The organism is Rhodococcus sp. SORGH_AS_0303 (assembly GCF_030819335.1).
Classification (GTDB): domain Bacteria; phylum Actinomycetota; class Actinomycetes; order Mycobacteriales; family Mycobacteriaceae; genus Rhodococcoides.
In genome coordinates this window covers 1,496,771-1,521,150 of sequence record NZ_JAUTBO010000001.1, presented here as the reverse complement: position 1 = coordinate 1,521,150, position 24,380 = coordinate 1,496,771, and the positions used below count along the sequence as shown (strand labels likewise).

Sequence of the window (24,380 nt, the reverse complement as noted above, 5' to 3'; positions counted from 1 at the left end):
CCGCGGATTGTCACGAACGCCCCCTTCGGCCGGTCCTGCAACCGCCGCAGGGGGCGGTTGCAGGACCGGCCGAAGGGGTTGTCTGAGTCACGTCACGACGTAGTGCGAGATGCGTCCGTCGCGTAATCGAGGGATGCCGCAGCGCCGCGCGTGTTCGTGGCGTACCAGTTCAGGCATTCCATCGGCGTTGTAGAGAACCACGGAATGCCACGGCGTGGTCCACGCATCAGCATGGTCGAGCAGTCGAATCCCCAGCTTGTCCGCTCCGCGCGGTTGCGGGTGAATCGACAGACGCACGTGATTCGGAAGGTGCGCGGCGATCACCCGACCCCACCCTTGACTTCGCGACACGACGTGTCGCGCAGCGATCTTCGCTCGGCGATGTCGGTACGACCTGGTGTGGCCGTCACCGCTCGGAGCGTCCTCGGCCAGGAACTTGATCACCCCTCTGAGCTGCCGCGCGGCTGCCTCGTCGTGTCTGGCGCGTGCTCGAACCTCCTCGGGTCCGTCACACCAGGCGGTGTCGAGCAGTGTTCGTTTGTCCTCGAAGGTGCGACCCGGCCAGAGTGCGCCGAGATCGAACCATTCGAGATGGCCGAGGCGCTGGGCGTCGAGGAGTGCAAGCAGGGCGGTGCCGTACTCGGTGATGGCGCCGTCGTCCACACCGATGTGGTCGGCGAAGACGTGACCGTCCGAGCAGATGGTCAGTGTCGCCCCCGGTTCGTAGATCTCGCCGATGCGCCGACACAGATCATCGAGCTCCATCAGGGCGAGACGTTCTCCTTCGTCGGGCAGAACTCCACACACCTTGTCCGGACTCGGCGACTTACAGGGAAAGGCGGGCAGCGTCATCCGAATGGGACGCTGCTGCAGAACGTGAGCCATGATCTGCGCGAACTGCGTCGACGCCTCGAGCGCTGCCGGAACCGCGGTCGGTGCCTCGCCGGGCACCGCGCGGCGGCGACCGAGAAGTATCTCGAGAATGTTCTCCGCCATCGTCACGTCGTCTCTCAGATGACGGGGAAGCGTGACGGTCATGCGCTCGCACTCCGTCGGCACGAGTAGTGCACCGGCAGCGCGGCGACAGCCCGGGTGATCGGTGAACTCGACCAGTCGAGGTCGTCGTTGCGGTCGTAAGCAGGCATGAGCCCGTCCAAGCGAATGATCAATGCCGTCAACGCTTCCTGCAGCTCGACGCGCGCCAGACCCGCTGCCGGGCACGCATGACGCCCGTATCCGAATGCGAGGTGCGGATTCGGCGATCGGTCGATGCGCACGTCGTGAGGACACTCGAAGACCTCGGGGTCCCGATTGGCCGCTCCCAGAGCCACGATGACCGAGTCACCGGCCGGCACCGCCACACCTTCGATGTGATCGTCCGCCTCGAGGAACCTCCACGTCGTCAGATTGAAGGCCGAATCGTGGCGGAGCAGCTCTTCGACGGCGGACGGTACGAGGTCGGGGTGGTTCCGAAGCTGCTGGAGAACGGCCGGGCGTTCGAGTACTCCGACGAGGGCCAGTTCGAGTTGTGCGGCCACCGGATCCTGGCCGGCGGCGAACAGTTGAAAGATCATCGAGTCTCGTTCCTGCACAGTGATGATCGCTGCGTCGGCGGCGCGAACGATGTCGCCGAGCACGGTCTCGTCACGGGCCTCGCGTACCACGTCGTCGATGTAGTCCTGCAGTTCCACGAGGTTGTTCTCGTAGCGCTCTCGTCGCGGGTGTCCTGGCGGAACCGGAGCGACGACGGTCCGCCACTCGGGCTCGAATCGGTCCCGCAGATGATCCGGTAGCCCGATCGCGCGAGCGAGGGCGAGCATCGGCAGCGCCTCGGCGACGGCAGCGACCAGATCCACCGATCGATCGTCGGCCGTCGCCGGCATCGCGTCGATCAGAGCATCGATGTCGGCTCTGATCGCATCGCGGTGGGCTTCGGATCGGCGTGCCGAGAGGTGGTCTGTGACCAGTGATCGCATCCGTGTGTGGTGCGGTTCGTCCCTGTGGAGCAGGTGCTTCTGCAGCCGGGATCGTTGCGGCTCGGGCATGATCGACGCCTTGGCCAGGAACTCGGAGTTCGCTCTGACGTGGTCTTTCCCCAGTCGTTGGTCCGTCAGCGCACGTCGTGCAGCGGCGTGTCCGGTGATCAGCCAGGCGTCGAGCGCCGGGAAGGAGACCGCGTGCACGGTCCCGGACGAGGTCAGGGTTGCGAACAGCGGATACGGGTCGGCGCGGTAGCGAGATCCGTCCAGCAGGGTGCGGTCTGTCATCGGGTGTCCTCTCGTGACGTGGTGCGATGGTGAGTTCGGTGGTGGGCAAGCAGGATGGCGGCGCACGCGGCGACCGCGGCGGCGACGGTGAGAGCGGGATTGGGTACGACGGGCGCCGTCCAGAGCGACGCCGCGATGAGAGGCCCGACGATGAAGCCTGTGGTTCTGGCGAGTTGCATGTGCGATGCCACGATCGCGGCCCGTGCCGGAGCGACCGAGGACATCACCCACGCCTGCGCAGGGCCTCCGTAAAGCCCCATGCCTACCCCGACCAGCGCCAATCGCCATGCCAGCTCGCCGATGCTCCAGTCGCCGCGGTGCAGGACCATCGCGACGAGTCCGACAGTCACCGCCGCAACCCCGATCACGACGAGTCGAGACGGTCCGATGCGATCGGCGAGCATGCCCGCGACGAGACCGACCGCAGCCATGGCGGCCGCCTGGACGATGATGACCATCGCTGCGTCGGTGGCGGACCCGCCTGCCGCTTGCAGGGCGATCGACACCCCCAGCGGGACCACGGATGCAGCACTCGCGACCAGACCCACAGCCAGCACGATGTACTTCGTCGGCGACTCGTCCTCGGGCCGGCCACCGTCGCTCCGCGGCGGTCGGCCACGTGCCCCGGCGCGCGACCCCGGCGGCGTCCGCGCGAGAATCCACCCGGCGGCGACACACGCCGGAATCTTGAGGAGCAGCGCGGACTGCCAACCGAAATTGTCGATGAGCGGACCGGCCAGAACCGGGCCCATCACGATCCCGAGTGACCCGAGTCCTGTGGTCACGCTCAGGGCACGAGCTCGACGCTGCGGGGACACCGCTCCCGTCGACAGCAGCGGCATGCAGACGAACAGAACCGCCGCCGCCGCACCCTGCAGCGTTCGCCACGCCGTGGTCCACACGATGCCGATCTCGTCGCCGGGCGCGAACGCGGCGAGCACTCCGGTGGCCGCGAAGAGAGTCAGTGCGCCGAGGACAGTGCGGCGCGCGTCGTGCGCGGCGAGGAAACGCCCGGCCGGAATCAGGCAGATCGTCAGCATCGCCTGATATCCGATGATGGCGATCTGCGCGACCGTCGTCGTCGTCCCCGTGTGTCGGGCGATCGCCGGCAGTGCGAGATTCAACGCGGACATCTCCATCATCGCCGTGAAGGAGAGAATCCCGGCAGCGACGACGACGATCCAACGGTCACCGCTGCGGACGATCGGGCTCACCGTCACGTCGCTTCGCTCAGATAGTCCACCGAGATCTGGACGCCTCCGGTGAGCGGATGTCTTCCGATTGCCGCACGCACGCCGAACACGTCTCGGAGCAGCGCACCGGTCAGGACCGCCGAGGGCGGACCCGACGCCACGATGGCGCCCTTCGACAACACGTGCACCTCGTCGCACACCGCAGCGGCGACGCCGAGATCGTGCAGCGTGATCAGGCACGTGCAGCCCGTGCGCTCGAGCAGCGCCAGCATCTGTACCTGGTGCGCTAGGTGTAGTTCCCGGGGACGTTGCGTACGGGGACGCGGTCGATAGGTGACTGGCCACCGATGCCGGTGTGGGGTCGGTGGTGATTGTAGGTGTGGATCCAGTCCTGGTAGGTCGCTGCGCGGGCTTCGTCGGACAAGTAGGTGTGGGCGTAGGCCCACTCGGCGGCGAGGGTGCGGTTGAACCGTTCGACTTTGCCGTTGGTCTGCGGCCGGTACGGGCGGGTCCGTTTGTGGACCACAGTTCCGAGCGCTTCGGCGAACAGTGTTGAGCGGTAACAGGATCCGTTGTCGGTGAGCACTCGGGTGACGGTGACGCCGTGCGCTGCGAAGTACGCTTGGGCGCGGGTCCAGAACGCTGCGGCGGTCTCTTTGCGTTCATCGGTGAGGATCTCGGAGTACGCGAGCCGGGAGTGGTCGTCGACGGCGTGGTGGACGTAGGAGTATCCGAGGCTCTGCTTCTTGTTGTGCCGGTTTCCGATCGTGCGGCCGAACTTGCGGTGCCCGCCGCCGTCGGGGATGCGGCCGAGTTTCTTGATGTCGACGTGCACCAGATCGCCGGGGGTGGGGTGTTCGTAGCGTTGCGCCCGCAGTCGGCGGACGGGTAGTCCGGTGTTCTGGTCCAGGTGCGACAGCAACGGCATCGCGTATCGGCGCAGTACTGCTTCGACGGTCGAGCGGGCCAGGTGCAGGTGGTAGGCGATGCGGTGAGGTCCCCACCGCCTGGTGAAGCGCAGGTTGATGATTCGGCGTTCGGTGCGCTGGTCGGTGCGGGTGGGACTGCGGTGTGGGCGGCTGGAGGCGTCGCCCATCGCCGCGGCACCGCCGGCGGCGTAACGCCGCGCCCACTTCGATGCGGTGGCGGGTGAGCACTGGAATCGTTCGGCGGCGCGGCGGACGGTCCAGCCGGTGTCGACGATGGTGCGTGCCAGGTCCAACCGTCCCCGAGGGGTGAGGTAGGCGTTAGCGTGTGTCATGAGGGCCTCTGGTGGTCGGGGTGTGTGTGGTAACCACACCGATACCGGAGGCCCTCCCTCATCGACTCACGCCACGCCGTTCACAACCTCAACAAGAACTACAGCTAGGTCGAGGTGATTGGTCGGCTCGTCGAGCACGAACACCCCGGCCCCCTGAGCGAAGCATCGAGCCAGCAGCGCTCTCTGCTTCTCCCCACCGGACAACGACTGGAAGGTCCTGGCTGCGAGATCCTCGATCTCCACATCGGCGAGAGCTCGATCGATCACCGCGCGGTCCTCCGACGACTCGCGGCGGAAGCTCGACTGGTGCGGGATCCGGCCGAGGGCGACGACGTCACGTACGGTCGCACCCGGTGCGCCCTGTCGTTCCTGCGGTACCGCGGCGACGAGGCGGGCCGACGCTTCGGTGGACATGGTCGACAGGTCGCGATCACCGACGACGATGCGCCCGTGCGTCGGTGACACGTGGCGGTAGACCGTGCGGAGCAGGGTCGACTTGCCGCTGCCGTTGGGTCCGACGATCCCGGTGATGCACCCTGCCCGAGCGAGGACGGAGACATCGGAGACGATGTCGTTGCCGGACAGTCGAACCGACAACTTCTCGATCGACAGCGGCACGGGCGGTGGTCCGGTGTCGGTCATGGGCGGCCGGTCCGTGTCATGAGAAGTACGAGCAGGACCGGGCCTCCGAGCGCGGCGGTGACCACGTTCACGGGCAGTTCCTGATGAACTAGACGCGCTGCGACACGGCACGACAGATCGACGAACACCATCAGCGTCGCCCCGACCAGAGCCGCGGCGGGAAGCAGCCGGCGATGGTCGACGCCGACGACGAAGCGGCACAGGTGAGGGACGAGCAACCCGATGAATCCGATCGCTCCCGACACGGCGACGATGACCCCCGTCATCAGGCTTACGACGACGAACACCTCCCGGCGGACACGGAGCACGGAGATGCCCAGAGAGGACGCGGTCTCGTCGCCGAGCGCGAGAGCATTGAGGTGGCGGGCACGGCCGTAGAGCACTGCCGCGCCGAGTGCGACCCCGATGACGGTGACAGGTAGCTGCGACCAGGTGGCCCCGCCGAGCGAGCCCATCAGCCAGAACAGGACACTGCGGGTCTGCGCCTGGTCGTCGGTCTGCAGCACCATGAAACTGGTGATCGCGGTGAGGATCTGGCCGACGGTGACTCCGGTCAGGACGAGTCGGGTGGGCCCGAAGGCTCCGCCGATGCCGCCCGCGGCTCTGGTCACCGACCACACGACCGCGAGGGCGATGAGAGCACCGAGGAACGCCGCAACGGGAAGGACCACCGCGGATCCGATGATGCCGGCGAGCGTCCCGACGACGCCACCCCCGAACACCAACACCCACACGGCACCGACGGAGGCTCCCGAGGAGATACCGAGGAGGTACGGATCCGCGAGATCGTTGCGCACCAGCGCCTGCACGGCGACCCCGACCGTCCCGAGACCGGCACCCACGACGACGGCGAGGATGGGGCGTGGAATGCGCACCTGCCACACGATGAGATCGATCGTGCCGGGGGCGAAGGGTGTACCGAGCAGACCTCCTCGAACGGTCGACCACACGGTCGACACGGGAACCGACGTCGATCCGTAGCTCACCGCCAGTGTGAATCCCGCGACGAGCAGGACCGTGGTGGCGCCGGTGAGCAGCGCGGCACCGCGGTCACGAACCATCGACGGCGTTCGCGATGGTCGCCACGGCGGCCGCGTTGGCGATGCCGGGGAGCGTGGTCTCCTCCGCACCCAGGTCGATGAAACTTTGCTCGCGGACGGCGCGAAGGTCACGCGCTCGCGGATCGCTGCGGAGAGTTTCGAGCGCTGCAGCGTACGCGGCGGACTGCTCCGCGGCGGATGCCTTGTTCCTGACAGCGATCTGGATGAAATCAGGGTCGGCGGCGATGACGTCTTCCCAGGACACGGGTCGCATGCTCGTCGCATCGTCGGTGAATGCGTTACGGGCTCCGGCCAATTCGTAGATGGCGTTCGCGATCTGCTTACCGCCGACCGTGGTCATCCCCTGCGTGGTGTGGTCCGGCGAGTAGTAGAACACTGTCGGTCGGTCGTCCCGCGGTGGATGTGCGACGGCGACCTCGGCGATCGTGTCCTTCATGTCGGCCACGAGGTCGGCTGCGGGGGCAGATGCGTCGAGGATCGCGCCGATGCTCTCGATGTCGCGGTAGACGGCGTCCAGGTCCGTGCGGGCACCCTGGAGTGTCGCTGCGCAGGCACTCGACGACAGCACCACGTGTCGCATATCGGCAGCGGTCATCTCCTCCTCGGACAATCCGTCTCCCCCCATCATCTGCATCGATCCGAAGGCGTCGATGTACGCCTGCGCTCCGGTGGTGAGCAGGACCTCCTTGGGAATGCCACCGGTCGACAACACGGGAACCGTCTCCGCGGCCTCGCGGACGTCGTCCGGGAGCGTGGACACTCCGGACGCCCACCCGGTTCCGGCGACACTGTCCGCCCGCCCCAGACGGATCACCAGCTCGAGTGCGGCCAGATTGGCTGTCACCACCGTCGCCGGTGGCCCGTCGAACGTGGTGGGCTCACCGGTACAGTCCGCCACCGTGACGGGGAAGGGCGCGGGCCGGACGGCACCTCCGTCCGCCGTCGGATCGGGTGCGTCCACGGTCCGTGTGCACGCGGACGCCACCAGGGCCACAGCGACGAGCGCCGTCGAGAAGGTACGAGTGTTCATGCCTCGGTAGTCGGCTGTGGGCGCGGTCGGGTTCCCCTCCGTCGGGAATTCGTCCGGACGAGTGCGGTTGTGGTGCATCGGTTTCGGCTTCGAGAGCGCGGTCGTCGAGTCGAACCGGGACTGTCGGGAACTTTCGGTACGCGGCACCCGACCACTGGTGGACGATCACGGGCCTACGCGCCCGTGCGGCCCGAGCAGAGGAACGAACCGCGCATGCAGCCACGTGTGATGCCCACCTCGATCGTGGACGAGGACCGGTCGTGATCGCCGATGGCACGTTGCGCTGGATCTGTACGGCCCTGTTCGTCGCCGCCGCCGGCTATTGCGTGTCGCGGCTGGCCCACGTCGGGCGGACCCGCGGTGTGATCGATCATGGCCTGCACCTGGCGATGTGTGTGGCGATGATCGCGATGGCGTGGCCGTGGGGCCTCGGTGTACCCCTGCTCCCCCAGGGCGTCTTCTTCGGTGCGGCCACCCTGTGGTTCGTGTTCACGGCCGCGCAGGGTGTTCTCGCGAGTGTGCGGCGACGGGTGGACGTCGGTCGTCATGGTCCCGTGATGGCCGCTTATCACGCATTCATGATGGCCGCGATGGTGTGGATGGTGGTCGTCATGGCCGGGTGGTTGCCCGACACCGCCGCACACGATCATTCCGGTGGCGATTCGATGGCTGGTGACGCGTCCGCGCACGCCCATCACGCGGCGATGGAGACTTCTGCTCGGACGAGCGCGGGTTCGGAGTGGGTCTCCCTCGTATCTTTCGCTCTGACGCTGGCGTTCGCCGCGGCCGCGATCCTCTGGCTCCACCGCATGTTCGCAGTCGAACAGGACGCCGCCCTGGCCCCCACCACCGCGGAGCGCGGTGCAGTGGCCACCGTGGGACGCGTGTACCAGCCGCAGACCGTCGCCGCCGCGTGCGAGGTGGCCATGGCCGGCGGGATGGCCATCATGATGGGAGTGATGTGACGTCTTCCTCGACCCACCGTGACCAGTGCAGCGGCCGATGACACCGGGGATGCGTTCGTCAGGAGACGCGTCGTCGCGGCCCTCTCGCACACTGTCGACCCATGTGCTCACTGCGACGATCGTCGTCGCAGTCGGCCTCGTCGTGTCGGTCACCGCGGTCTCCGGTGACACCCGCTACCTCGCGAGCGGAGACTCGTATCCCGGCATCGTCACCTCCCAGCTGTACGTGGTGCTGCGGTTCGTCGCTGCCCTGTCCGGCGCGGTCACGCTCGGGGCGCTGGTGCACGCACTCACCTGCACACGGGTCACCAAGTCCGGGCGCATCGGCCCGGAGGGCTATGCGGCACTGTTGATCGCCGCGCGTTCCAGCTCCGTCTGGCTGATGTCGTCCGCAGCATTGATTCCGGTGTCCGCGGCGGATGCCACCGGGATCGGTCTGGGCGATGCCGTGCGGCGCGGCGCACTTCTCGACCTCGTGGCGCCGAACGAGGCACCGAAGGCGTGGATGGTGAGCGCAGTCGCCGCTCTCGCCGTGGTCGTCCTCACGCGTTGGACTCTGAACTGGGTACCGCTAGCCGCGTCGGCCGCTGTCTCCGTGATCGGGATTCTCCCGGCCTGGGTGATCGGCAACGCCGGGCAGGGCCGCGATCACGACATCGGTACCAGCGCAGTCATCGTGGCGATGGTCGCCTTCTCCGTGTGGACCGGCGCCGCGATCTCGTTGCGCTCGATGATCCTGCGCGTGGACGGACGCGACGCGCGCGAATGCGACCTGGCCGTGTCCCGGCATCGTGTCGTCGCCTCGTGCGCGGCGGTTCTCACCGTGGGACCGGCCATCGTGGTGGCCGTCATCCTCCTTCCGCCGGCAGCTGTGTTCACGTCGGAGTACGGCCGATTCGCCCTCGTGGCAGGAGCACTCGTCCTGGTCTCCTCGGTCCTCGCCGTGACTGCGGCTGTTCGGCGCCCTCCGTCCGATCGGTACGTGCGAGTGTCGGCACAGGCGTCGTCGGTGATCCTGGTGTCCGTCTGGGCGCTGGTCGTGCTCATGGCCGTGCGGCCTGCTCCGGCTTTTCTGATCACCGCGTCCACCGTCTACGACGTCTTCCTCGGGTTTCAGCCCACCGGTCCCCCGTCACTCTCGCAGTTCGCGTCGTTCTGGCGCTTCGACTTCGTCACCGGTGCGGGCGCAGTACTGCTGGCCGGGCTGTACGGGTGGGCCGTCGTCCGCCTGCGCAGGCGCGGCGACATGTGGCCGCTCGGACGCACCGTCGCCTGGGCATCAGGGTGCCTGACCCTGTTGGTGGCGACCAGTTCCGGGGTGGGCGCCTATGGTTCGGCGATGTTCGGCGTCCACATGGGCGTGCACATGACGTTGAACATGTTCGTTCCTGTGCTGCTCGTTCTCGGCGGGCCGGTCACTCTCGCGCTCCGTGCGCTGCCGGCCGCGCGGGACGGCAGCGCCCCCGGGCCGCGCGAATGGATCGTCATGGTCGTGCATTCACCGCTACTTCGGGTTCTGTCCAACCCGGCTGTCGCCGTCGGACTGTTCGTGCTCTCGCCGTTCGCGGTGTACTTCAGCCCACTGTTCGACGAGTTGGTGCGGTACCACTGGGGTCACGAACTCATGAACATCCATTTCATCGTCACCGGATACCTCTACTACTGGGTCATCATCGGGATCGATCCGGGCCCGAAGCGTCTACCGCACCTCGGTCGGCTGGCGTTGCTGTTCGCGGCCATGCCCTTTCACGCGTTCTTCGGTATCGCGGTGATGACGATGGACCGTCTCATCGGCGGTACGTTCTACCGATACCTCGACCTCCCCTGGGTCCAGGACCTCGCAAGTGACCAGCGCTTCGGCGGGGGCTTGGCGTGGGCGTCGAGCGAGGTCCCGCTGGTGATGGTCGTCCTCGCTCTGGTGACGCAGTGGGCGCGCCAGGACAGGAAGACCGAGGTGCGGGAGGACCGGGCAGCCGATCGCACCGACGACGACGAGCTCGCGGCCTACAACGCGATGCTGGCCCAGTTGTCCAGAACGCGAAGGTGAACGTGCGCGCATGATCGACGTCCATCTCGTGGTTCTCGTCGTTCTCGTCGCGTTGGCGTCGTGGTTGGGAGCACGGGTCGAACACCGGCGGGACGCGCGACTGGTCGGAATCCTGGCGATTGCCCTGCTCGCGGTGGTCGTGGCCGTCGATGCGGCCGGGACAGTGCCGCATCCGAGCTAGAGCAGGGTCTGCCAGTAGTCGAGGAATCGTTCCCCGCACAGCAGGATCACTGCGGTGAACCAGAGGGCGACGATGGTCCATCTCCATCTGACGAACGGTGCCCACTGCGTCGCGCGGGAGACCGCGACCACCCACAGCGGCACTGTGACCGCCCACACGACCATGCAGTAGGGACACAGTGCGCCGATCCGGTACAGGCTCTGAAAGATCAACCAGTGCACGAACACCACCCCGGCCGACAGTCCGATCGCCAACCCTGCCCAGTACCACCGCGGGACACGGACACCGCCGAGACAGAGGACGCCTGTCACCACCACCACCGTGAACGCGGGGATTCCCAGGATGGGGTTGGGGAAGCCGAACAGCTCGGCCTGCGGCGTGGTCATCACCGACCCGCACGACAGAACCGGGTTGAGACTGCAGGACGGTACATAGCTGGGATCGAGCAACAGCCGATATCGCTCGATGACCAACACCAGCGCCGCCAGGAGTCCGATCGCCCCGGCGACGAGGATCCCCCCGCCCGCGATGCGGCCGAGCGGGGGGCGTCCGGACACCTCGGTGCTCGCGAGGACGTCGGTCACGAGATCGCGAGCACGGCGGCGGTCAGCGCCTCGGGGGTTGTCAGCTGGAGGGGTTCGCCGTTGAGCAGGACGGTCGGAGTCGAATTCACGTTGGTCTCTAGCACCGACTGGGTGGAGGAGGCGACCCAGTCGGTGTGGGTTCCGTCGGCGATGCACTCGCCGACCGTCTCGGGTGCACCCGCCGCCACGGCCATCTCGGTGAGCTGATCGTCCGTCAGTCCGGCACCACCTTCGGCGGGCTGCTGTTCGTAGGCTGACGAATGGAAGCGCAGCCAGTTGTCCATCGACGAATCAGCCACGCACAGGGACGCGTTGGCAGCGCGTGTGGAGTAGTCGGTGGTCGACATCCTGTCGAGAATTGCGATCGGGTGGTAGTCGATCGCCGCGGCCCCGCTCGTGCGGAGCTCGTCGAGAGCACTACCGAAGGTGGCTTCGAAGGCTCGACAGCTCGGGCACTGGAAGTCCTCGTAGATCGTCAGGACTCGTGTGGGTGTCTGCCCGCCGCCGAGGGTCTCGACGTCGGGCTCGGCTGCGCGCAGGGCGCCGGTGTCGGTGACCGACGCCGGCGCAGCCGCTGCGCCGGGGGTGTCGCGGCCGGAGATGACCACGATGCCCACGACCAGCGCGAAAACGACCAGGGCGGCGGTGATTCCGGCGCGGATGAGCACCGAACGTCTGCGTTCGGCTTCCGCCAGCGCATTACGCTGGACACGGTCGGTCTTGGACACGATGTGGTTCTCTCTTTTCGTGGAGTGGTGATGGAAGAGAAGTCGGCCGCTCCATCGAGAAAGTTCCCGCGAACCCTCAGCGCGGCGATTCCCGCTCGCCGGTGACCGAGTTGGAGGTTGTGAAACGGCGTAGTCGCAGAGAGTTCGAGACGACGAAGAACGAGGAGAACGCCATGGCCGCCCCGGCCAGCAGCGGAGTGAGCAGTCCGGCCGCTGCGACGGGGATGGCGGCGACGTTGTAGCCGAACGCCCACACCATGTTTCCCTTGATCGTCGCGAGCGTGGCCTTCGCCAGGCCCAGGGAATCCACCACGGCGCCGAGGTCGTCCCGGACGACGATGATGTCGGCGGCACCGATGGCGACATCGGTCCCTGCACCGATCGCCAGACCGAGGTCCGCTGTGGCGAGGGCCGGTCCGTCGTTGATGCCGTCGCCCACCATGGCGACCGTGCGGCCGCTCTCGCGCAGCGACGAGACGATCTCGACCTTGCCCTCGGGGAGCACCTCGGCGACGACGTCGGTGATGCCCACGGCGTCGGCGACTGCCTGCGCGGCGTAGGCGTTGTCTCCCGTGACGAGCAGAGTGCGGAGCCCGAGCGCGTGCAGCTGCGCGACGGCCGCCGCGGCGGACGGCTTGACCGTGTCGGAGACGACGAGAACTGCCCGCACTCGGTCGTCGACTGCCAGATAGACGGCTGTCGCTCCGAGTTGCTCACTCTCGTGCTGTGCACGGGCGAGAATTCCGGGAACGGGCCACTGCCTGTCCTCGAACAATCGCCGCCGTCCGATCTCCACGGCTCGGCCGTCCACGAGCCCTCGTGCCCCCAGTCCGGGGAGCGCGACGAAATCGTCGACCGACGGAAGTGTCCCCAGTCGGTCACGAGCGGCGCCGACGATCGCGGCCGCGATCGCGTGCTCGGATGCGACCTCCACGGCTCCGGCGAGTCGGAACAGATCGTCCTCGTTCTCCCCGTGAGCGACGACGATCGATTCGAACGTCAGCGCTCCGGTGGTGATGGTCCCGGTCTTGTCGAAGACGACGGTGTCGACCGTGCGTGTGGCCTCCAGCGCCTGATGTCCCTTGATGAACACCCCCAGTTGCGCCCCGCGGCCGGAGGCCACCATCAACGCTGTGGGTGTGGCCAGGCCCAGCGCACAGGGACAGGCGATGATCAGGACCGCGAGTGCAGCGCTGACCGCTGCGTTCATGTCGCCGCTGCCGACAACCCATCCGGCGAATGTCGCGGCCGAGAGCAGGAACACCACGGGAACGAAGATGCCGGAGATGCGGTCCGCCAGGCGCTGCAGATCGGCCTTGCCCGACTGGGCGGCGTCGACCAACCTGATCATGCCGGCCAGCGCGGTGTCGGCCCCGACCGCGGCGGCCTCGACGACGAGACGTCCGTCCAGCACGACGGTGCCGCCGGTCACCGCCGTGCCGACCTCCTTGTCGACGGGAAGCGACTCACCGGTCATGGCACTGGTGTCGACAGTGCAGTGTCCGTCCACGACAAGACCATCCGCGGCGATCACCTCCCCCGGACGGACGACGAACTGCTGCCCCTCCTTCAGTTCCGAGACGGGAATCCGTAGTTCGCCGCCACCGCGGACGAGCACCGAGACATCCCGAGCTCCCAGAGCGGCGAGAGCTCGAAGGGCGCCGCCGGCGCGGCGTTTGGCTTTTGCCTCGAAGTAGCGGCCGGCGAGTACGAACACTGTGACGCCGGCTGCCACTTCGAGGTAGATCGCATCGCTCGACGTGATGGCCGCCCAGATGCCCCGGGTCTGATCCGCCGTGGAGGTCTGGAAGAACATCGAGTAGACGGACCACCCGGTGGCGGCGATGATGCCCGTGGACACCAACGTGTCCATCGTGGTGGTGCGGTGCGCGAATCCGGACAACGCTGCCCGGTGGAACGGCAACGCCGACCACAGGACGACCGGGGCAGCGAGCGCCAGCAGGATGAATTGCCACCCCGTGATGCGTGTGTCGGGCACGACGGCGAACATGATGGACAGATCGGCCAGCGGAACGAACAGAACCAGGGCGACGACGAGACGGCGGAACAGGTCTCGGGAATGCGCGTCCTCGGCCGTGGTGTCGACGCGGGTGTCGTCGGTGAACTCCGCGGCTGTGAATCCGACGGCCTCGACCATCCCGCACAGGTCTGCTGTGGTGACGGACGGCGGAGCCTCGATGGTGGCGACCGCGGTGGCGTAGTTCACCGAGGCCTTCACCCCGTCGACCTTGTTGAGCTTGCGCTCGATCCGGTTGGCGCAGGCACCGCACGTCATGCCCTCGACGGCGAGTGCGACACGCACGGACGTCGCATCGTCGGCGATGTCAGTGTTCTGGTGGGTGCCGACGGACATGGTGATCAGCTCTTTCGTTCGACACTGCGGTTTCGGTGGAGTGGGGATGTCACGCGGCGGAGTCGTCGGCGTCTCGCAGGTGGCCGCGTCGGCGCCCCTGGCGCGCGCCGTCCGGAACGATGACGCCCTCGTCGTCGCTGTGCGACAAGCGTTGCGGTGATGGTGATGTCGACCCGTTCGCGCTGCGCCGGACCATCGCGGTGACCGCGACACCGACGGCGATGATGGCGTGGGACGCGACGCGTTGGACGGTCACTTGGCCGGATATCGAGTCGGTGATCACGAAGACCGCCAGCAGCCCGGTGAAGGCGACCAGGACCGGCATCAAGCCTGCCGACGCTGCCGGTCGCCACGCGGCGACGAGGAATCCGATCCCGACAGCGATGTTCCACGCGGTGCTCTCGTTGAACAGGTGTCCGGCCATCGACTCGTGACCCATCGCCATGGGGTCGGCCGCAGGGGTGTGTCCCACTCCGAGGAGTTGTACGACGCCGAGCGAGATCTGCGCCATGGCCACGAGAACGAGGGCGGCTCTCCACGGATGGTCTCGGCACACCCACCGCGCCACGCGACGGGGACGACCGCGCGGCGCACGGAGGCCGACGGCGTCGAGTATCTGCGGTGTCAGATCCGGGGTGCGTGGGGCGGACCCGACACGGAGACTGCGCGTCAGCTCGGTCGCGGAGGCGTACCAGTTCTGGCACCGGGCGCAGGACTCCAGGTGCTCGTCGGTCCGGGCGGACGGTACGGGCTCCCGTTCGCCGTCGATGCGCGCCGACAACGCTTCTCGCGCGAGTGTGCAGTCCACGAGTCAATGGTCGCCCGGGACTGCGGAAAAGTTCCCGACGGGCCTTTTCAATAACACTGAAGGTCATCAACTATACTGAAGGTGTGAGTTCCCGAGCCGAGCACGACGCGCACACCACCGAGTTGGCGCTCGCCGCCGGCCGAGGTGATCACCGCGCACTCGAGTCCTTCGTTCGAGAGACACAGCGTGACGTGTGGCGATTCGTCGCCCATCTGAGCTCCCCGTCCGCCGCGGACGATCTCACGCAGGAGACGTACCTCCGCGCGATGACATCCCTCCCGCGGTTCGCGGCGCAGTCCTCCGCGCGCACCTGGCTCCTGTCCATCGCACGACGCGTGGTGGTCGATCAGGTCAGGTCGGCGATGGCTCGCCCGCGGCTCGTCGGAAGCGACGACTGGGTGGCCGTGGCGGATTCCGCGCAGAGTGCCTCCACGGGATCGAACGTCGCGGAGGACCTGGTGGAAGTTCGCATGATGCTGGCCGATCTGCCCGCGGACCGACGCGAGGCACTGATCCTGACGCAGGTGCTCGGGCTGTCCTACCAGGAGGCGGCTGATGTGTGCGGGTGCCCCATCGGCACAGTCCGCTCACGGGTCGCGCGTGCGCGTGAACAGTTGATCGCCGGGGTCGGCGAAGTCGGCTCCGACACGGGTTAGGCGCGTTCGCCAACACCGGCGATCGGCACGGTCATGGCCCACTCGTTCATGGCGTCCAACACCGGCCGGAGCCCCTGCCCCAGCGGCGTGAGCTCGTAGACCACCCGCGGCGGAATCTCCGGGTACACCGTCCGTACGAGCAACCCGTGGGTCTCGAACTTGCGCAGACGATTGGTCAACGTGTGGGCACTGATTCCGTCGAGTGCAGTGAGCAGTTCGCCGAACCGGTGGGGACCACCCAACAGTTCGCGCACGATCAACGTGGCCCACGGGCCGTCCAGCAGACTCAGGAACCGCGTCACTCCGCAGGTCTCGACGGAGCAGTCCTCGAACGCGATCGGCCTCATGTATCCCCACGTTACAGCCAGTGCACTTGATGTAACCACTGCATCGCATGCACTAATGGGTTCATGACCTACATCGTTCACGGCGCCACGGGCGCTCAGGGTTCTCCCGTCCTCGCCGCACTCACCGCAGCCGGCCACTCCGGCACCGCCGCTGTCCGCGACACCTCGTCCGTCGAGGGCCCGGCGGTGGCCGTCGACTACACCTCCGTCGACTCGCTCGTCGACGCCTACACCGGCGTGGACGGCGTCTTCGTCCATATTCCCATCGGTCCCCTCGATGTCCAGATGGCCGCGGCCCACGCTGTCGCCGAGGCCGTCCGGCGCGCGCGCCCTGCCCGAGTCGTGTTCTCCACCAGTGGATCCACCATCGACGACTCGACCCCGCCGACGTCGGCTCCCGAGGTCCTCGCCCGCGAGCTCGCCGACAGCGGCGTGTCCCATGCCGTGATCGAGCCCCGCGTGTTCCTCGAGAACTTCCTGCTCCCCGTTTCCCTCGGTCCGGTACGTGACGACGGCGTCCTCATGTACCCGATCCGGGACGACTACGCCGTGTCCTGGAGCTCACACCTCGACATCGCGGACGTCGCCGTTCGTCTGCTCACCGACCACACCGTCACCGGCGTCGTGTCGGTCGGTGCACTGCCAGGCCTCGTCGGTGCCGACGTCGCCGCAGGATTTGCCGCCTACCTCGACCGGCCCGTGACCTTCCGCGCCATCACCCCCGACCACTACGGAGACCTCATCACTCCCCTGTTCGGCGCTGGAGCCGCCGGGCCCGTCGTGGAGTCCTACCACCACCGACACACGATGTCCGGTGAGGTCATCACCCCGGACAGGTCCGCGCAGCACCTGCTCGGCATCACCCCGCGCACCGTGCAGCAATGGCTGACGGACCTGGACGTCTGACGCACTGCGTGCGCGTCCAGCGAAGCTTCAGCCGATGATCGAGCTGCTGACGACGCCGGTACGCATCCGCTGCGGATGGTCGCCGACCACGGCGCTGCCCACTTCCAGACCGGTGTCGAACGAGATGGACGAGACCTTGTCACTTCCCGCCCACGACACGAAGCAGTACTGACCGTCGGCACTGCGCGTGGACCAGTAGGGCTTCTCACCGGAGGTCACCAGCGGCCCCGCCGTCAGGGTGTCCCGCGAGACCACGGTGGCGTAGTCCGACATCGTTCCCGCGACGCACATCTTGGTGCCGGCGGTGTTCATCGCAATGCCGTGATGGGCCGAGTCGAGCAGGTACGACTCGCGCGGAAGTGCCGCCGCCGCAGGGCTGATGGGAAGATCCGCCACGCGCGTGACCCGGTCCTGCTGCAGGTCGTACTCCACGACGCCGTGGAAGAAAGAGACCTGCAGGTAGAGGAAACGTTCGTCCGGTGAGAGCGTCATCGGGCGGACGGACGAACTCATGTCGGGGTGCCCGGCCTCGGCCAGTTTGCGCCCGATGTCGATCTGGCGCGTGACGGCCCCGGTGGTCCTGTCGTAGAAGGCGATCCAGCGCGGGAACTTGGTCACGCCGAGAGCGGGCGCGTCGAGGGGTGTCTCGACGCGGCCGATGCTCGCGTTGATGATGTAGCGGCCGTCTTTCGTGTACACGTTCTCGTGCGGGGAGGTGCCGGTGGGGAATCTGCCGATCTCGCGGCCGTTCGCCGTATCCAGGATGTGCACCGTGTTGGCCGTCGACGCCGAGACAGCGACCTGGGTGCCGTCGTCCGAGATCGCCATGTGATCGGCGCGCTGGCCGTCGACGGCGAACCGCCAATCGATCGCACCGGTTGCGATGTCGAGGGAGACGACATCGGCGAAGCTGGGCCGCGAGACGATCAGCTTCCTGCCGTCCTTCGATGTGTACATGTCGTCGGCGTACTGGTCGTGACCCTCGCCCACCAGCTGCCGGATTCCGAAGTAGAACGCGGCACGCACTGGATTCCGGTAGACCTCCGCGAGGCGCTGTTCCTTGTCCGGCACGACGTTCAACCGACCCAGTCTGGTCAGGTTGCCGTCGGGGGTGAGGTAGTCCGCGGTCCCGTCCCAGTTGTTGGCCACGAACAGCACGTCCGTGAGCCCGGGCGCAGCCACCGCCGGGGTCGCTACGGCAACGGTGCCCATCGCCGTCAGTGCCGCGGTGGCGATGGCGAAAAGTGTGGTGCGAACGGTCATGTGCGGCCCCCGAGAATGTCGTCGAGGTGCCCCGTGCCCCCCGGCGCGTTCAGGGTATCCACCGAGGTTCTCACGGCCACGCGAACTTCGCGGAATACGTGCCAGCAGACAAGCTCAGCGTAATTCTTGAGGTGGAGTACCGACTTCTCGGCGAAGCCGCGGGACACTGTCCGAAGCTTCGACATACAGACATTTCGGTGTCGGCCTCACGGGCATCTGCACGGCACCGCACCACTCGACGAAGGGGGAGCGATGACACGCGACGAGAAGGCCGGCGGGCACATCGTCGCCACCGGCACACCCGACGACGTCGCCGCCGACCCCTCGAGCATCACCGGCCACTATCTCCACGACCACCTACGAGCAGGACTGGTCGCTGGAGACAACTCTCGCGGGTGAATCGCGGCTCTACCGCAACGCTCACGTGTCGCGCGGCGCAGCGTTGTGGCGCCGACGCTCACGTGCAACATTGCGGTACGTCAAAGGTCCGCTGAGGACGGGAATCAGAGCCTGCACTCGTGTACGCAGCGAGAACCCTCTGCCGTCGAACGTCACCACATTGACGAGAAGTACTACGACGGTGACTGTTTCGATCACCGAGAGTATCGACAACGCACGCAGCAGCCCGGGAGTTACGCGGTCTCACCGGGCCGTACGACCATCAACACCACGACGACGACCCACACCAGGTTGAAGACACCGGTCGACATCCCGATTCGGCGCAGACGCGCACCCGTGTCCGGTGAGGTCAGCGCCTCTCGCTGCAGCGGAGCGATCCGGAAGGCCAGCAAGCCACCGGCTACTGCAGTGAGAGCCATCGCCGCAATCACCCACGTATCGGTCGTTCTTCCCTGGACGAGCGCCAGCGTCAGACCCGTGACGGGCACGGCCAGCGCGAGCGTGCCGTACACGCGAGTCACGCGATGCAGCACACGAGCAACGTCGGTACTGCGCTCGCCGGACTCGCGGACGGACGGGATCGACACCGGGGCGTACCGGGGGAACAGGCTCGTCACCACCGCCACGGGTCCCACGAACAGAGTGCCCACCACGACGTGAGCGGACAGCATGAGGTCTTCCACACCTTCAATATAGCTGAAGGTCTACTGATCGCGGGCGGCCCATCGCTCCGCATGCACGCGCAGCGCATCGGCCAGATCGGGCGCAGCCGCGGAGAATTTCTCGTCCACCGTTCTCATCACGTCGGCGGCACGAGCCAGCAACTTCTCGCCGTCACTCGAAATACTGAGGTGCGCTGCAGATCCCGAATGCGCCGTGTGATCATCGACCAATCCGGACGAGATGAAACCGGCGACCGTGACGTGCACACTTTGCACCGTGATGGACGATCGACGGGCGAGTTCACTGAACGAGATGCCGGGCGCGGATCCGATGTGAGCGAGCATCCCGTACTTGCGAGCAGTCAACCCCATGGCCTTGAGCGCCTCGTTCAGCGTGGATTCCCACGCCTTGGCCACTGCCAGCAGTGCCGTCGTGGGGCTCAGGGGAACTCGGTCGACCATGTGGTCACACTATCGGCCGTGACTCGTCGCCTGTACCGAGACGACGGTGCGGATCAGCGGTGCGACAGGGGTTGCACCGCGAGCAGTGCGAGCGCGTGGAAATTGGCGTCCGGCCGGCAGCACCGCGGTCCGCAGACGCAGAACAGGAGTGCCGATCCGACCGCGAGAACTACTACGTTGCGTAGCAGCCGGGTAGGGTGTCGGCGATGAGCACCCCGGCGACCAGTGCGCCTCTGCGCGGCGTCGTCGTCGGCGCTCTGTCCGTGCTCGTCGTCGCCGCCGCTCATGATCTCGGTGGAGCGGCACTGCCCTCTCAGTCCGCCGCGGTCGCGCTGCTCGCGGTCTGCGCCGGCGTCGGGTGGATGGTCTCGACAGTGCCGGCCGGCAGGAGCCGCCTCGTCGTCGCCCTCGTCGCAGCGCAGGTGCTCGGACACCTCACCCTGACCGTCGTGGACGGCCATCACCACGGTCCGCTCCTCGACCCCCGCATGGCCGCAGCCCACCTCGGCGCCGTCGGTATCGGCGCCGTCGCCGTCCACGGCGCCGAACGCGGCATCATCGCCGCCGCACGAGCGATGCGCCGCATCCTCCCGATCGTCCTCGCCGTGGCGGCCGTCGACACCGACACGGTCCGCCCAGCCCGACCCGTCACCCGGGTCGACGCACCCGCGCGTCTGCTCGACCTCTCCGGGCGCGGCACCCGCGGCCCACCCGCCCGACTCCGGTAACCCTTCCTCGACAGCCGCCCGACGCAGCACGCCGTCGGGTGATGCATCCTGCCTCGCCGACCGCCGATCTCGTGTGTCGAGACTCGGCGCTCTCGCGCGCGCCACCACCGGAATCGAGCACAACCATGTCCACACCCGAGAAGACCGAGCCCACCGCGGCTTCCCCAGCGCCGCCCACGTCAGCGTGGCGACCACTGATCCTGCGCCTGCACTTCTACGCCGGCATCTTCATCGCACCGTTCATCCTCGTCGCCGCGGTGACCGGCGGCCTCTATGCCATCGCACCCACACTCGAGAGCGTCGTCTACCGCGACCTGCTCCACACCGACAGCACCGGACCCGCACTACCGGTGTCCGACCAGATCCTCTCCGCGCAGCAGGAGCGACCCGATCTCACCGTCGCCGCCGTCCGACCGGCCACCGAGCCGGGCGACACCACCCGCGTCCTGTTCACCGATCCGAGCCTCGGCGAGTCCGAGCGCGCCGCCGTGTTCATCGACCCCGTCACCGCCGCCCCCGTCGGGCAGTCGACGGTCTACGGTTCGTCGGGCTCGCTTCCGCTGCGCACCTGCCTCAGCGAGCTGCACCGCACCCTGCACCTCGGCGACACCGGCCGCCTCTACAGCGAACTCGCCGCGTCCTGGCTCGGCGTCGTCGCGCTGGGCGGGGTATTCCTCTGGGTGGAGCGCTACCGACGCCAGCGCAGTCGGAACTCCGACAATGCACGCCTGTTCACCGTCGACCGCACCGCCCGCGGTCGACGGCGCACGCTCGGCCTGCACGGGGCGAGCGGAGCGTGGATCGTCGTCGGGCTGGTATTCCTGTCCGCGACCGGACTGACGTGGTCGAACCACGCCGGATCCAACATCGACGACCTACGATCCGCGTTGAGCTGGACAACCCCCGCCGTCGACACTGATCTCACCGGTCACGCCGGTCACTCGGACGACCAGCACGCAGACCACACCGGACACGGCACGTCGGATGCCGCGACGACAGCCGAGCCGGTGGACGTCCGTCAGATCGACGGTGTCCTCGCCGTCGCTCGTGCGAACGACGTCACCGGCGCCGTCGAAGCATCGATCCCCACTTCGAGAGACACCGCCTTCACGGTGGCGCAACTCCGTGATCCGTGGGTGTTCTCCACCGACTCGATCGCCGTCGACGGGGCATCCGAGAGAGTCGTCGACGTGCAGCGCTTCTCCGACTGGCCCCTTGCCGCCAAACTCACCACCTGGGGCATCAGCCTGCACATGGGGGTGCTGTTCGGGCTCGTCAGCCAACTCGCCCTGCTGGCGTTGGCGGCCGTCCTGGTGACCATGATCGTCGCCGGGTATCGAATGTGGTTCCAGCGCAGACCTGTTCGTAGTGGCGCATCCCCGGTGGGCCGGCCGCCGCAGCGGGGAGCCCTCTGGCGCATCCCGCCCGTCGCTGCGGTCGGACTCGTCGTCGCCAACGTGGCCGTGGGGTGGTTCGTGCCGCTCCTGGGTCTGTCCCTGCTCGCCTTCCTCGCCGTCGACCTCGTCGCCGGCTTCCGCTCGCGTAGTGCACGCGTGTGAGAAGCGCGATGGAGTTTCGACGCAACCTCGATCTCCGTCACCTTCGAGGAGGCAGGTGATGTGACCGTCGACGCACCATTCGACATCAGCGAACCCGGCCGACTCGGCGATACCGAGCGCCCGCTACCTCCCACGGTGGCAGCGTCGGCCCGGGTCACGACGTGCTGCCGCTCGAACCGGACGGTCGCGGACGAGTGCGGAGCGGGGTCGATGTCGGTAGCGTGATCACCACGATCAGTCCCCCGTCCGCGTTCGGTTCGAGCGAAAGACTCCCCCTGTTCTCGCGGGCGAGCTGATCGACGATGGACAATCCGAGGCCGGATCCACCCGGGCGTCGGGTCCAGAAACGGTCGAGCGCACGGCGCCGGTCCTCCGCCGAGAGTCCCGGCCCTCTATCGGTGATCGTCAGGCGCAAGGACTCACCCCCGACCGCGGCGTCGACGACGATGTCGGTGCCCGGTGGGGCGACGTCGACCGCGTTGGCCAGAACATTGTCCAGGAATTGTTCGAGGTGACCGTCGCCGAGGACCGCCCGAGTACCGGCGGGAACGCACGAGACCAGTTCCACGCCATGCGCACTCGCCGCAGCGGACCAGGTGGCGAGGCGCTCGTCGACGACGGCCTGAACGTCGACCGTTGTCGGACGGTCGATCGGCTTCTGGGCGCGCGCAAGGGTCAACAGGTCATGCACCAGTCGCGTCATCCTCACGGTGTCCGCGATCGACCGGTCCACGGCCGCCCGTGCGTCGGGGTCGCTCACCTCGTCCTGGAGGTTGTCGAGACTCAATCGCAGAGCGGTCAACGGTGTGCGGAGTTGGTGCGACGCGTCGGCCACGAACTGCCTCTTCGCGTCGATCAGGTCGCTGATGCGCCGAGCGGCATCGTTCATGGATTCGGCGACCCGACGTGTCTCTTCCGGCCCTGCGTCCAACGGATCCGTGCGGGCGGCGAAGTCCCCGCGTGACAGGGACCGAGCCATACCGTCGAGAAGCCGCAACGGACGCGTCATCGACCGGGCGAGCCACCACGCCGCGGCCGCCGCGATACCCAGCGTCGCCAACGCCACGATCAGCTGGAACCCGAACAGCTCCTTGATCTGCGCGGTGACGGGAGCGGACGGATACGTCAGACGCACCGCTCCGACCGTCGTACCGTTCGGATCGTTCGACGGCACGGTGACCTGCAGACCGGGCTCACCGAGCACGGAATCGTCCGTACGCGTCACGGTTTCCCGCCCCTGCAGCGCCGCGCCGATGTCGACTCCGAGAGGGTTCGACACCGGACGTCCCAGTGCGGGACGCCCGTCCGCGGAGAGCAACTCCACCCGGCCACCCGTCTGCTCCTCGAGGTTGCTGCGCAGGGTGAGCAGCGCCAGGTCCGCTCCCGCCGCCGAGTCGGGGTCGGCAGCATCGGCGGTCGCGAGCAGAACCGCGACGGTACGCGCTTCACGCAGTCCCACCTCCGCCTGGTTGCCGCGCAGGGCGTTCACCAGTCCGATGCCCTCGGGAACGGTGAACAGCGCCAACGCGAGTGCCACCAGTGCGAGATACGACGCGACGAGACGGCGGACCATCAGACCTCCAGGCGGAAACCGACGCCGCGCACGGTCGTCAGAGCGAGCGCGTCGCCGAACTTCTGCCGGAGCGCAGCGACGTGGACGTCCAGCGTTCTCGTGGGGCCGAACCAGTGCTCGTCCCACACCGCCTCCATCAGCTGTTCGCGGGTGAACACCGCGCCCGGCGACTCGGCGAGGTGAGCGAGGAGGTCGAACTCCTTCGGCGCCAGCAGAACCTCGACGCCGTCCACACTCACTCGGCGGGCAGCACGGTCGAGCAGGATCAGCCCGAGCGACTGGGGCGCCGCCACCGACGTCGCGGAGTCGGACCCGGTGCGCCGCATCACCGCTCGAATACGGGCGATGATCTCGCGCACCCCGAACGGCTTGCTGACGTAGTCGTCCGCACCCACCTCGAGACCGGCCACGGTGTCGATCTCGTCGTCTCGTGCGGTGATGACCACGATGGGTACCGCCGAGTTCCGCCGCATTTCACGACACACGTCCAAGCCGTCCATGTCGGGTAGCCCAAGGTCGAGCAGAACCACGTCGGGCAGCGGAGCCGCGAGTGCGTCCGCCCCCGTCGTCACCTGCTGCACCTCGTAGCCGTATCGCCGCAGACCCGCGGTCAGAGGGTCGGAGATCGACGGGTCGTCTTCGACCAGGAGTACACGCACGGGTCATGGTCCCATCCCGGCGGTG

The 24,380-nt window shown here is 67.6% G+C and carries 26 protein-coding genes; 8 read left to right on the top strand and 18 right to left on the bottom strand.

Annotated features, from left to right (window positions below):
• Positions 1 to 87: 87 nt before the first annotated feature.
• From QE449_RS07090 to QE449_RS07055, 8 genes are all read right to left on the bottom strand, one after another.
• Positions 88 to 1,038 carry an isocyanide synthase family protein gene (locus tag QE449_RS07090; protein WP_307108542.1) on the bottom strand — a complete coding sequence of 317 codons (951 nt, stop codon included), beginning with the start codon at positions 1,036 to 1,038 and terminating at the stop codon, positions 88 to 90.
• Positions 1,035 to 2,267 carry a cytochrome P450 gene (locus tag QE449_RS07085; RefSeq protein ID WP_307108541.1) on the bottom strand — a complete coding sequence of 411 codons (1,233 nt, stop codon included), beginning with the start codon at positions 2,265 to 2,267 and terminating at the stop codon, positions 1,035 to 1,037. Before QE449_RS07085 ends, QE449_RS07090 begins: the two co-directional genes overlap by 4 nt.
• The gene (locus QE449_RS07080; RefSeq protein ID WP_307108540.1) at positions 2,264 to 3,481 is read right to left on the bottom strand and encodes an MFS transporter; all 1,218 of its coding nucleotides are present in this window, start codon (positions 3,479 to 3,481) and stop codon (positions 2,264 to 2,266) included. The genes QE449_RS07085 and QE449_RS07080 overlap by 4 nt, the downstream gene beginning before the upstream one ends.
• 2 nt (positions 3,482 to 3,483) lie before the next feature.
• Entirely contained in the window at positions 3,484 to 3,732 is a 249-nt protein-coding gene (locus QE449_RS07075; protein ID WP_307108539.1) for an ABC transporter ATP-binding protein, read from the bottom strand.
• A gap of 14 nt (positions 3,733 to 3,746) precedes the next feature.
• Positions 3,747 to 4,721 carry an IS481 family transposase gene (locus tag QE449_RS07070; RefSeq protein WP_307108538.1) on the bottom strand — a complete coding sequence of 325 codons (975 nt, stop codon included), beginning with the start codon at positions 4,719 to 4,721 and terminating at the stop codon, positions 3,747 to 3,749.
• Positions 4,722 to 4,787: 66 nt separating this feature from the next.
• The gene (locus QE449_RS07065) at positions 4,788 to 5,363 is read right to left on the bottom strand and encodes an ABC transporter ATP-binding protein (protein WP_307108537.1); all 576 of its coding nucleotides are present in this window, start codon (positions 5,361 to 5,363) and stop codon (positions 4,788 to 4,790) included.
• A complete protein-coding gene (locus QE449_RS07060) occupies positions 5,360 to 6,424 on the bottom strand; it encodes an iron ABC transporter permease (RefSeq protein ID WP_056076119.1) in 1,065 nt (354 codons plus the stop codon). Before QE449_RS07060 ends, QE449_RS07065 begins: the two co-directional genes overlap by 4 nt.
• Positions 6,414 to 7,454: an ABC transporter substrate-binding protein gene (locus QE449_RS07055; protein WP_307108536.1), complete on the bottom strand. Its 1,041-nt coding sequence runs from the start codon at positions 7,452 to 7,454 to the stop codon at positions 6,414 to 6,416. Before QE449_RS07055 ends, QE449_RS07060 begins: the two co-directional genes overlap by 11 nt.
• Positions 7,455 to 7,714: 260 nt before the next feature.
• Here QE449_RS07055 and QE449_RS07050 point away from each other — a divergent pair, with 260 nt between their 5' ends.
• From QE449_RS07050 to QE449_RS07040, 3 genes are all read left to right on the top strand, one after another.
• Positions 7,715 to 8,419 carry a DUF5134 domain-containing protein gene (locus tag QE449_RS07050; RefSeq protein ID WP_307092032.1) on the top strand — a complete coding sequence of 235 codons (705 nt, stop codon included), beginning with the start codon at positions 7,715 to 7,717 and terminating at the stop codon, positions 8,417 to 8,419.
• A gap of 103 nt (positions 8,420 to 8,522) precedes the next feature.
• Positions 8,523 to 10,466 (top strand): cytochrome c oxidase assembly protein, encoded by a 1,944-nt coding sequence (locus tag QE449_RS07045; RefSeq protein WP_307108535.1) that lies wholly within the window; start codon positions 8,523 to 8,525, stop codon positions 10,464 to 10,466.
• A gap of 10 nt (positions 10,467 to 10,476) precedes the next feature.
• Positions 10,477 to 10,647: a hypothetical protein gene (locus tag QE449_RS07040; protein ID WP_156388475.1), complete on the top strand. Its 171-nt coding sequence runs from the start codon at positions 10,477 to 10,479 to the stop codon at positions 10,645 to 10,647.
• Here the strand turns inward: QE449_RS07040 and QE449_RS07035 are convergent.
• The 4 genes from QE449_RS07035 to QE449_RS07020 all read right to left on the bottom strand — a co-directional run bounded on the left by QE449_RS07035 (position 10,644) and on the right by QE449_RS07020 (position 15,141).
• Positions 10,644 to 11,177 carry a vitamin K epoxide reductase family protein gene (locus tag QE449_RS07035; protein ID WP_027505520.1) on the bottom strand — a complete coding sequence of 178 codons (534 nt, stop codon included), beginning with the start codon at positions 11,175 to 11,177 and terminating at the stop codon, positions 10,644 to 10,646. The genes QE449_RS07040 and QE449_RS07035 overlap by 4 nt on opposite strands.
• Positions 11,178 to 11,227: 50 nt before the next feature.
• Complete coding sequence (locus QE449_RS07030; protein ID WP_307108534.1) at positions 11,228 to 11,959, bottom strand: DsbA family protein; 732 nt, start codon at positions 11,957 to 11,959, stop codon at positions 11,228 to 11,230.
• Between the two features lie 76 nt (positions 11,960 to 12,035).
• A complete protein-coding gene (locus QE449_RS07025) occupies positions 12,036 to 14,333 on the bottom strand; it encodes a cation-translocating P-type ATPase (RefSeq protein ID WP_037185681.1) in 2,298 nt (765 codons plus the stop codon).
• A 49-nt stretch (positions 14,334 to 14,382) separates the two neighbouring features.
• A complete protein-coding gene (locus QE449_RS07020; protein ID WP_027505518.1) occupies positions 14,383 to 15,141 on the bottom strand; it encodes a zf-HC2 domain-containing protein in 759 nt (252 codons plus the stop codon).
• 83 nt (positions 15,142 to 15,224) lie between these two features.
• Here QE449_RS07020 and sigC point away from each other — a divergent pair, with 83 nt between their 5' ends.
• Positions 15,225 to 15,797 carry an RNA polymerase sigma factor SigC gene (sigC, locus tag QE449_RS07015; protein ID WP_027505517.1) on the top strand — a complete coding sequence of 191 codons (573 nt, stop codon included), beginning with the start codon at positions 15,225 to 15,227 and terminating at the stop codon, positions 15,795 to 15,797.
• Here sigC and QE449_RS07010 read toward each other — a convergent pair.
• Entirely contained in the window at positions 15,794 to 16,144 is a 351-nt protein-coding gene (locus QE449_RS07010) for a helix-turn-helix domain-containing protein (protein WP_042576608.1), read from the bottom strand. The two genes, sigC and QE449_RS07010, sit on opposite strands and share 4 nt — an antisense overlap.
• Positions 16,145 to 16,207: 63 nt before the next feature.
• Here QE449_RS07010 and QE449_RS07005 point away from each other — a divergent pair, with 63 nt between their 5' ends.
• Entirely contained in the window at positions 16,208 to 17,050 is an 843-nt protein-coding gene (locus QE449_RS07005; protein ID WP_307108533.1) for an SDR family oxidoreductase, read from the top strand.
• A 27-nt stretch (positions 17,051 to 17,077) separates the two neighbouring features.
• On the opposite strand, the gene QE449_RS07000 is transcribed toward QE449_RS07005, so the two are convergent.
• Positions 17,078 to 18,313: a YncE family protein gene (locus tag QE449_RS07000; protein WP_307108532.1), complete on the bottom strand. Its 1,236-nt coding sequence runs from the start codon at positions 18,311 to 18,313 to the stop codon at positions 17,078 to 17,080.
• A gap of 252 nt (positions 18,314 to 18,565) precedes the next feature.
• Here QE449_RS07000 and QE449_RS06995 point away from each other — a divergent pair, with 252 nt between their 5' ends.
• Positions 18,566 to 18,712, top strand: a complete 147-nt coding sequence (locus QE449_RS06995; protein ID WP_155957001.1) for a hypothetical protein — start codon at positions 18,566 to 18,568, stop codon at positions 18,710 to 18,712.
• Between the two features lie 233 nt (positions 18,713 to 18,945).
• Here QE449_RS06995 and QE449_RS06990 read toward each other — a convergent pair whose 3' ends face one another.
• Both QE449_RS06990 and QE449_RS06985 read right to left on the bottom strand, forming a co-directional pair.
• A complete protein-coding gene (locus QE449_RS06990; protein ID WP_307108531.1) occupies positions 18,946 to 19,383 on the bottom strand; it encodes a hypothetical protein in 438 nt (145 codons plus the stop codon).
• A gap of 33 nt (positions 19,384 to 19,416) precedes the next feature.
• Positions 19,417 to 19,836, bottom strand: coding sequence for a MarR family winged helix-turn-helix transcriptional regulator (locus tag QE449_RS06985; RefSeq protein WP_307108530.1), 420 nt, complete (start codon positions 19,834 to 19,836; stop codon positions 19,417 to 19,419).
• 206 nt (positions 19,837 to 20,042) lie between these two features.
• Here QE449_RS06985 and QE449_RS06980 point away from each other — a divergent pair, with 206 nt between their 5' ends.
• Both QE449_RS06980 and QE449_RS06975 read left to right on the top strand, forming a co-directional pair.
• Positions 20,043 to 20,564 (top strand): hypothetical protein, encoded by a 522-nt coding sequence (locus QE449_RS06980; RefSeq protein WP_307108529.1) that lies wholly within the window; start codon positions 20,043 to 20,045, stop codon positions 20,562 to 20,564.
• A 125-nt stretch (positions 20,565 to 20,689) separates the two neighbouring features.
• Positions 20,690 to 22,123, top strand: a complete 1,434-nt coding sequence (locus tag QE449_RS06975; protein WP_307108528.1) for a PepSY domain-containing protein — start codon at positions 20,690 to 20,692, stop codon at positions 22,121 to 22,123.
• A gap of 154 nt (positions 22,124 to 22,277) precedes the next feature.
• Here the strand turns inward: QE449_RS06975 and QE449_RS06970 are convergent, their stop codons facing one another.
• Together QE449_RS06970 and QE449_RS06965 are read right to left on the bottom strand one after the other, a co-directional pair.
• Positions 22,278 to 23,696, bottom strand: a complete 1,419-nt coding sequence (locus tag QE449_RS06970) for a HAMP domain-containing sensor histidine kinase (RefSeq protein ID WP_307108527.1) — start codon at positions 23,694 to 23,696, stop codon at positions 22,278 to 22,280.
• Positions 23,696 to 24,355: a response regulator transcription factor gene (locus QE449_RS06965; RefSeq protein WP_027505508.1), complete on the bottom strand. Its 660-nt coding sequence runs from the start codon at positions 24,353 to 24,355 to the stop codon at positions 23,696 to 23,698. The genes QE449_RS06970 and QE449_RS06965 overlap by 1 nt, the downstream gene beginning before the upstream one ends.
• Positions 24,356 to 24,380: the final 25 nt, after the last annotated feature.

Excerpts from the sequence above, each read along its gene's own strand:
- QE449_RS07090 (WP_307108542.1), bottom strand. The coding sequence starts at position 1,038 with ATGACCGTCACGCTTCCCCGTCATCTGAGAGACGACGTGACGATGGCG.
- QE449_RS07085 (WP_307108541.1), bottom strand. The coding sequence starts at position 2,267 with ATGACAGACCGCACCCTGCTGGACGGATCTCGCTACCGCGCCGACCCG.
- QE449_RS07075 (WP_307108539.1), bottom strand. The coding sequence starts at position 3,732 with ATGCTGGCGCTGCTCGAGCGCACGGGCTGCACGTGCCTGATCACGCTG.
- QE449_RS07070 (WP_307108538.1), bottom strand. The coding sequence starts at position 4,721 with ATGACACACGCTAACGCCTACCTCACCCCTCGGGGACGGTTGGACCTG.
- QE449_RS07065 (WP_307108537.1), bottom strand. The coding sequence starts at position 5,363 with ATGACCGACACCGGACCACCGCCCGTGCCGCTGTCGATCGAGAAGTTG.
- QE449_RS07060 (WP_056076119.1), bottom strand. The coding sequence starts at position 6,424 with ATGGTTCGTGACCGCGGTGCCGCGCTGCTCACCGGCGCCACCACGGTC.
- QE449_RS07055 (WP_307108536.1), bottom strand. The coding sequence starts at position 7,454 with ATGAACACTCGTACCTTCTCGACGGCGCTCGTCGCTGTGGCCCTGGTG.
- QE449_RS07040 (WP_156388475.1), top strand. The coding sequence starts at position 10,477 with ATGATCGACGTCCATCTCGTGGTTCTCGTCGTTCTCGTCGCGTTGGCG.
- QE449_RS07025 (WP_037185681.1), bottom strand. The coding sequence starts at position 14,333 with ATGTCCGTCGGCACCCACCAGAACACTGACATCGCCGACGATGCGACG.
- QE449_RS07010 (WP_042576608.1), bottom strand. The coding sequence starts at position 16,144 with ATGAGGCCGATCGCGTTCGAGGACTGCTCCGTCGAGACCTGCGGAGTG.
- QE449_RS07005 (WP_307108533.1), top strand. The coding sequence starts at position 16,208 with ATGACCTACATCGTTCACGGCGCCACGGGCGCTCAGGGTTCTCCCGTC.
- QE449_RS07000 (WP_307108532.1), bottom strand. The coding sequence starts at position 18,313 with ATGACCGTTCGCACCACACTTTTCGCCATCGCCACCGCGGCACTGACG.
- QE449_RS06995 (WP_155957001.1), top strand. The coding sequence starts at position 18,566 with ATGACACGCGACGAGAAGGCCGGCGGGCACATCGTCGCCACCGGCACA.
- QE449_RS06990 (WP_307108531.1), bottom strand. The coding sequence starts at position 19,383 with ATGCTGTCCGCTCACGTCGTGGTGGGCACTCTGTTCGTGGGACCCGTG.
- QE449_RS06985 (WP_307108530.1), bottom strand. The coding sequence starts at position 19,836 with ATGGTCGACCGAGTTCCCCTGAGCCCCACGACGGCACTGCTGGCAGTG.
- QE449_RS06980 (WP_307108529.1), top strand. The coding sequence starts at position 20,043 with ATGAGCACCCCGGCGACCAGTGCGCCTCTGCGCGGCGTCGTCGTCGGC.
- QE449_RS06975 (WP_307108528.1), top strand. The coding sequence starts at position 20,690 with ATGTCCACACCCGAGAAGACCGAGCCCACCGCGGCTTCCCCAGCGCCG.
- QE449_RS06970 (WP_307108527.1), bottom strand. The coding sequence starts at position 23,696 with ATGGTCCGCCGTCTCGTCGCGTCGTATCTCGCACTGGTGGCACTCGCG.